The 6,060-nt window shown below is 66.6% G+C and carries 6 protein-coding genes and 2 pseudogenes; 2 read left to right on the top strand and 6 right to left on the bottom strand.

What is annotated here, in order from left to right:
• Window positions 1-108: 108 nt before the first annotated feature.
• Window positions 109-276 (bottom strand): annotated as a pseudogene (locus tag ACWNCF_RS05060) (methyltransferase domain-containing protein); the annotation flags it as partial.
• A 223-nt stretch (window positions 277-499) separates the two neighbouring features.
• Here ACWNCF_RS05060 and ACWNCF_RS05055 point away from each other — a divergent pair.
• Window positions 500-1,903, top strand: coding sequence for a diguanylate cyclase domain-containing protein (locus ACWNCF_RS05055; RefSeq protein ID WP_449406252.1), 1,404 nt, complete (start codon window positions 500-502; stop codon window positions 1,901-1,903).
• Here the strand turns inward: ACWNCF_RS05055 and ACWNCF_RS05050 are convergent.
• From ACWNCF_RS05050 to ACWNCF_RS05030, 5 genes and pseudogenes are all read right to left on the bottom strand, one after another.
• Complete coding sequence (locus tag ACWNCF_RS05050; RefSeq protein ID WP_449406251.1) at window positions 1,852-2,553, bottom strand: ankyrin repeat domain-containing protein; 702 nt, start codon at window positions 2,551-2,553, stop codon at window positions 1,852-1,854. The genes ACWNCF_RS05055 and ACWNCF_RS05050 overlap by 52 nt on opposite strands.
• Before the next feature lie 3 nt (window positions 2,554-2,556).
• A pseudogene (locus ACWNCF_RS05045) lies at window positions 2,557-3,340 on the bottom strand (TatD family hydrolase).
• Window positions 3,341-3,445: 105 nt separating this feature from the next.
• Window positions 3,446-3,964 carry an N-acetyltransferase family protein gene (locus tag ACWNCF_RS05040; protein WP_449406250.1) on the bottom strand — a complete coding sequence of 173 codons (519 nt, stop codon included), beginning with the start codon at window positions 3,962-3,964 and terminating at the stop codon, window positions 3,446-3,448.
• 18 nt (window positions 3,965-3,982) lie between these two features.
• On the bottom strand, window positions 3,983-4,381 hold the full coding sequence (locus tag ACWNCF_RS05035; protein ID WP_449406249.1) for a PilZ domain-containing protein: 399 nt from the start codon (window positions 4,379-4,381) through the stop codon (window positions 3,983-3,985).
• Between the two features lie 27 nt (window positions 4,382-4,408).
• On the bottom strand, window positions 4,409-5,221 hold the full coding sequence (locus ACWNCF_RS05030) for a DNA polymerase III subunit delta' (protein ID WP_449406253.1): 813 nt from the start codon (window positions 5,219-5,221) through the stop codon (window positions 4,409-4,411).
• 164 nt (window positions 5,222-5,385) lie between these two features.
• On the opposite strand from ACWNCF_RS05030, the gene ACWNCF_RS05025 reads away from it, so the two are divergent.
• Entirely contained in the window at window positions 5,386-5,559 is a 174-nt protein-coding gene (locus tag ACWNCF_RS05025) for a hypothetical protein (protein WP_449406248.1), read from the top strand.
• Window positions 5,560-6,060 lie beyond the last annotated feature (501 nt).

Raw genomic sequence — 6,060 nt, 5'->3', positions numbered from 1 at the left:
TTATGTAGCTCGTTCAGTTACGTATTGCTAAGGTTAAAACGGAGGAGTTAGTTGGATGATCCAGCACCTAAGGTTCAAACGGCAGCGAGTCGGTTGCGATGATCCAGCACCGGTGCCGCCGCCCAGTTCCAGCACCTTCATGCCCGGCTTGACCGCGTGATAGATGGCCGACTTGAAGCTGTGCATGCGGTTGTGATCCAGCAGCATGTTGTGATGGTAGTGGACCGGAATGAACTGCCCCAGGTAGCAGCTCTCGATTTCGCGTTCGTTCAGCATTGTGTCCTCGTTGTCGGGCCCGCGGTGCCGCCGGTGCCATTGTTGATCTCAGGCTGCATTATGTGCATGCCCGGAAGCAACTGATGCGTGGAGCTGACGGGGATTCTCCGCCCAGTTTGTCGGATCGATCGGACATCCCCGGACGCGTTGGCAAATAATATTGGCAATTTTCCGCAACGTAATGTTAGGATTTTCCCGTCATCCGTCACCACCGCCGGCCGCCATGGTCCATTCGATCCGTTCTCTCTCGACGAATATCGCCGACCTCCTGCTGGATGTCGTCTTCCTGGTGGACCGGTGCGGCATCATCGTCGACGTCAGCGCGGGCTGCGAGCGCATGCTCGGCTACCGGCCGACCGAGATGATCGGGCAACGCATCCTCGATTTCGTCGCCCCCGACGACCGCGACGCCACCATCACCCAGGGCGCGCGCGTGCTGGCCGGCCAGGACCGCATCGGCTTCGAAAACCGCTACCTGCACAAGGATGGCCACTGGGTCGACATCATGTGGTCGGCGCGCTGGATCGCCGACCAGGGCCTGCGCCTGGGCGTCGCGCGCGACATCAGCCTGCGCAAGCGCGCCGAGCGGCGCCAGGCCGCGACCTACGCCATTTCCGAAGCCGCCTACCAGGCATGCGACCTGGCCGGGCTGTGCGGCGAGATCCACGGCATCCTCGACCGGCTGGTCGGCGCGCCCGGGATGGTCGTCGTCACGGACCCGACGCCGCAGCAGGGCTTCAAGGTGATCTACCAGCGCGACCACGACGCGCGCAGCCGGCTGCCGTCGCGCGCCTGCCTCACGCGCTGGCGCGCGACCGCGTCGTCTCCGGACGCGCTGGCGCCGGATGCCGTCCGCCACGTCGCCGGCGGCCGCCTGAACACCTGGCTCCTGGTCGAACTGAAAGGCCCGGCCGGCACCATCGGCGCCCTGCTGCTGCGCGACCGCGCCGGCACCGGCTATTCGCCGGCCGACCGCAGCCTGCTGCACTTCGTCGCGGCGCAGGTCGGCCTGGCGCTGGAACGCAAGCGCCTGCACGACGACCTGATGCGCTCGGCCTGCTACGACGAGCTGACGGGATTGCCGAACCGGCGCCTGTTCTTCGACCGCATCCGCACGGCCGTCGCGCGGGCGCGGCGCTGCCAGTCGCGGCTCGGGCTGCTGTACGTGGACGTCGACGATTTCAAGCAGGTCAACGACCGCCACGGCCACGCCGCCGGCGACGCCCTGCTGCGCGAGGTCGCGGCCCGGCTGGTGGAGTGCGCGCGCCAGTCGGACACCGTGGCCCGCCTCGGCGGCGACGAATTCGTGCTGCTGCTGGAAGACCTGCAGGCGCCCGGGGACGCCGAACGGTGCGCCGACAAGATCCGCGCCGCGCTGGCGCAGCCCGTCCCGACCCAGAGCGCGCCGCTGCACATCGGCGCCAGCATCGGCTGCGCGCTGTTCCCGGACCATGCGGACCAGGTCGAGACGCTGCTGATGCATGCGGACGCGCGCATGTATGCGAAGAAGCGGGCCCAGAAGGCCGCGCCGGACGCCGCCGCGCCGCCCGTCGCCGAACCGCTCAGCGGGGAAAATCAGCGCGCAACGCGAGCGCGCTTATCGAGCGCCGCCGCAATGGCGCCGTGATCGGCCCGTTGCGCGATCTGCGCCGCCGTGAGGCCCTCGCCGTTCTTCAGTTGCGGATCGGCGCCCTGGGCGAGGAGGAACAGCGCGCTGTCCTCATGCCCTTCGCGCGCCGCCATCATCAGCGGGGTGTACTTGCCGCTCGCGGGCGGCGACTGGGCGTCGATACGGGCGCCGTGCGCGAGCAGCAGGCGCGCGATGTCGTCGGCGCCGCTGGCGGCCGCGTAGTGCAGCGGCGTCCAGCCGGGACGGTTCACGGCCGCGCCCTTTTCGATCAGCGCCTCGGCCGCCGCGGGATTGTTCTTGAACGCCGCCATCATCAAGGCCGTGTTGCCGTTCAGCGCGGGCGCGTCGACGTTCGTGCCCGGGTGGCGCAGCAGCACGTCGAGCACCCGCATCGCCCCTTCGCGCACCGCGAGGACGAGGGCCGGTTCGCCGCCGATGGGATTGACCTCGTTCGGATCCACCTTGCCCAGCAGCGACTGCACCGTACGGAAATCGTCCATCTGCACGGCGCGGAAGAAATCGGTCACCTGGGCGGCCGCCTGCCCGTCCGCCGGCGCGGCCGTCGCGGGATGGATGCCGGCGGCCAGCGCGGCGGCGAGCACGAACGAACGCAGGACGGTACGGCGCAACGGGCTGGCGGGCATCATGGATCAGGTCCTCGCGGCTTGGAACAGGTTGAAGAAATTGGCGGTGGTGCGGTCGGCGATCTCGCGCAGCGGCACGTCCTTCAGCGTCGCGAGGTATTCAGCGACGTGCGCCACGTAGCCCGGCTCGTTCATCTTGCCGCGGTAGGGCACGGGCGCCAGGTACGGAGAATCGGTCTCGATGAGGATGCGGTCCAGCGGCAGCGCCCGCGCCACTGCCTGCAGGTCCTTCGCGCTCTTGAACGTGACGATGCCCGAAAACGAGATGTAGAACCCCATCTCGATCGCGGCCTGCGCGACCTCCAGCGACTCCGTGAAGCAGTGCATCACGCCGGCGACACCGCCCTTGTCGGTGCCCGCGCCCTCTTCGCGCATGATGCGGATCGTGTCGGCGCTGGCGGCGCGCGTGTGGATGATCAGCGGCTTGCGCGTTTCGCGCGACGCGCGGATGTGCGTGCGGAAGCGCTCGCGCTGCCATTCGAGATCGCCTTCCAGGCGGTAATAATCCAGGCCCGTCTCGCCGATCGCGATGACCTTCGGGTGATCGGCCAGCTCGACCAACTGCGCGACCGTGGGTTCGGGCGTGTCTTCGTAGTCGGGATGCACGCCGACCGACGCATAGATGCTGCGGATATTGCTCGGCCAGGGCGAGCACGCCGGGGAAATCCGGGAGGTCGACGGACACGCACAGCGCGTGCGAGACCTTGTTCTCGGCCATCCTGGCCAGGATCTCCGGCATGCGCGCGGCGAGCTCGGGGAAATTGATGTGGCAGTGGGAATCGATGTACATCCCGATATTGTACGCGAGGCGCGCCGCGCCCGGCCGCGACCCGATTACCTTGCGCGGACGCGGGTTCGACCTGCCCCCGCCTGCGCAGGAGCGACGCGGTGCGGGTCAGGCGACCCGCTTGCCGAGGATGATCAGGTCGCGCTCGATACCGTCGAGAGTGGCCACGCGCGGGAAATTCGCCCACGTGTCGAAGCCATACTTGCGGAACAGGGCCAGGCTCGGCGCATTGTGCCCGAAGATAAAGCCGAGCAAGGTATGCACCTTGACGTTCGGCGCGAACGCCATCGCCTGCTCCAGGCAGTAACGCCCCACGCCCTTGCCGCGCCAGCGTTCGGCGATATAGATCGACAGCTCGGCCGTGCCGGAATACGCGGGGCGGCCGTAGAAATTCGAATACGAACACCAGCCGATCACGGCCGGATCCGCCGACGTGTCCGCCGCGTCGTGGATCACCCACAGCGGCCGGCGTTCCGGCGTGTGCTCGTGGAACCAGCCTTCGCGCGACGCGACCGTGACCGGTTCGGTGTCGGCCGTGACGTCGCGCGATGCGATGGTGGAGTTGTAGATGTCGACGATGACGGGCAGGTCTTCGATGCGGGCGAGACGGTGTACGTAGGACGGCATGTTAAAACGAAGTAAGAACTACAGGGTATGGGTGGCGCGGGACGAGCGCAGCGCGGCGCCGAGGATTTCTTCGATGCGCAGGCGGGCACGCTGCCCCGTCTCGTCGGCCGGGAAGTGCACGCCGATGCCCTGCGCCTTGTTGTTGGCGCCGGCCGGCGTGATCCACGCGACCTTGCCGGCGATCGGGTATTTGTTCGGGTCGTCCATCAGCGACAGGATCAGGTAGATTTCGTCGCCAATCTTGTACGGCTTGTTGGTCGGCACGAACATGCCGCCGTTTTTCAGGAACGGCATATAGGCCGCGTACAGCGCGGCTTTTTCCTTGATGGCGAGCGACAGCACGGAGGGCCGCGCGGGCTGCGGCGCGTTCGAATCGGCGGGCAGGCCGCTGATCGGTCCGTTCTGCGAAACACTCATCGTCGTCCTTTCGTCATGGGCCGTACATCATGGGCCGCAGCGGGCAGTGTAATCAAGCAACATGTCTTCGACAAACAGTTTCGGAGACAAGGGGTGATCGGCCACGGCGCGGCGCTCGTTCGTCGATTTGATTACCTGCAGCAAGTCGGCTACGTGCACGCGTCCGGCGAGCGCCGCCAGTTCCCGCTGATACCTCGGATAATACCGGATCACCCCGGAAAGCTTGTACGAAAACACATCATACAGCCAGCGCTGCTGCCACGCGACGAGGGATGCCAGCGGCGCCTTGCTCAATTTGTCGGCACTGCGCAACGCGGCGTCGACGCTCGGCTGCGCGAGTATCTGCAGCAGGCCGTCGAGCTCGTCGCGGCTGCCCGTCTCGGCCTGGGCCAGCGCCGCCAGCGGGGCGCCGCCCTGCTCGCGCAGCCAGCCGTCCGCATCGGTCACGCCCTGCGCCTGCAGCCACGCCAGCGCCTCGGCGTGGTCGGGCATGGGCAACGCGAACTTGCGGCAGCGCGACAGGATCGTCGGCAGCAGCCGGTCCAGGCCGTTCGATGCGAGCAGGAACACGGTGCCCGGCGGCGGCTCCTCGAGCGTCTTCAACAACGCGTTCGACGACGGCATGTTCAGGCTTTCCGCCGGGTACAGCACGACGACGCGCAGGCCCTGGCGGTGCGTCGAGATGTTCATGAAATCGGCCAGCGCGCGCACCTGCTCGATCTTGATCTCTTTCGACGCCGTCTTCGATTTGGATTTCTTGTCTTCGGCCGGCGCGTCCTCGCCCTCGCCGGCCGAAGACAGAAATCCAACATCGAGGTGCGCGCGCTGGCCGAATTTCATGAACATCTCGACGCACCGCCAGGGCCTGCTCGAACGCATTGTAAGAAGCGCTGCTCGAGGAGCCGCCGCCGTGCTTCCTGTCGCGATGTCCGACGGCTGCTGCGATACCTGTCGCGCTGCCGCAAGTTCCGCCCTTCCCGGGTGGCGGTCGGCGCGGCGCAGGCGTGACGACGATGCGACGGCTGGCTGCGCGAGCAGGCGGCGCCCCGCTGGCGGACAAGCGACGGCCTGCTGCAGATACTCAGCAGCCGAGCGTCGACGCCGCGTTGCGCAGTGCCGGAGCAAGGCACCGCTGCGCATCCCTCGTGCGCGTGGCGGCGGCGGGTGCGCTGTGGTGATGATGCTTTTGGTACAAGCTTTCCGGGGTGATCCGGTATCCGAGGTATCAGCGGGAACTGGCGGCGCTCGCCGGGACGCGCGTGCACTGTAGCCTTGTAGGTAATCAAATCGACAAACAACACGCGGTGGGCCGATCACCCCCTTGTCTCCGAAACTTGTTTTGTGGAGACAGTGTTGTTCTTGATTACGGTCTCCACTTTGCGGCGGTGTACAGGCCACGAAAAGGACGAAGCGATGCAGTGCTTTGAAAATTGCAGAACAAACCGACACGTCCCGACAAGCCGTGGCGACGGAAATCTACCTGTCGCTGATGAAAAATTCAAACAATGCCGATCGCCGGCAAGGTCACGTGACGGCGCCGACGACAAGGCGCAGGGCATCGGCACGTCCCGGCCGAGGCACCTGGTCCGCCTGCGCATCGAGGAATCCTCGCACCGCAGCCCATACCCTGTAGTTCTTACTTCCTAACATGCCATCCTACGTACACCGTCTCCACCACG

Source organism: Massilia phosphatilytica (assembly GCF_977014125.1).
Note: the sequence above shows the minus strand (reverse complement) of the source record. Positions and strands in the feature narration are given on the sequence as shown.

Coding starts and splice junctions, on each gene's coding strand:
- ACWNCF_RS05055 (WP_449406252.1), top strand. CDS start 500: ATGGTCCATTCGATCCGTTCTCTCTCGACGAATATCGCCGACCTCCTG.
- ACWNCF_RS05050 (WP_449406251.1), bottom strand. CDS start 2,553: ATGATGCCCGCCAGCCCGTTGCGCCGTACCGTCCTGCGTTCGTTCGTG.
- ACWNCF_RS05040 (WP_449406250.1), bottom strand. CDS start 3,964: ATGCCGTCCTACGTACACCGTCTCGCCCGCATCGAAGACCTGCCCGTC.
- ACWNCF_RS05035 (WP_449406249.1), bottom strand. CDS start 4,381: ATGAGTGTTTCGCAGAACGGACCGATCAGCGGCCTGCCCGCCGATTCG.
- ACWNCF_RS05030 (WP_449406253.1), bottom strand. CDS start 5,221: ATGAAATTCGGCCAGCGCGCGCACCTCGATGTTGGATTTCTGTCTTCG.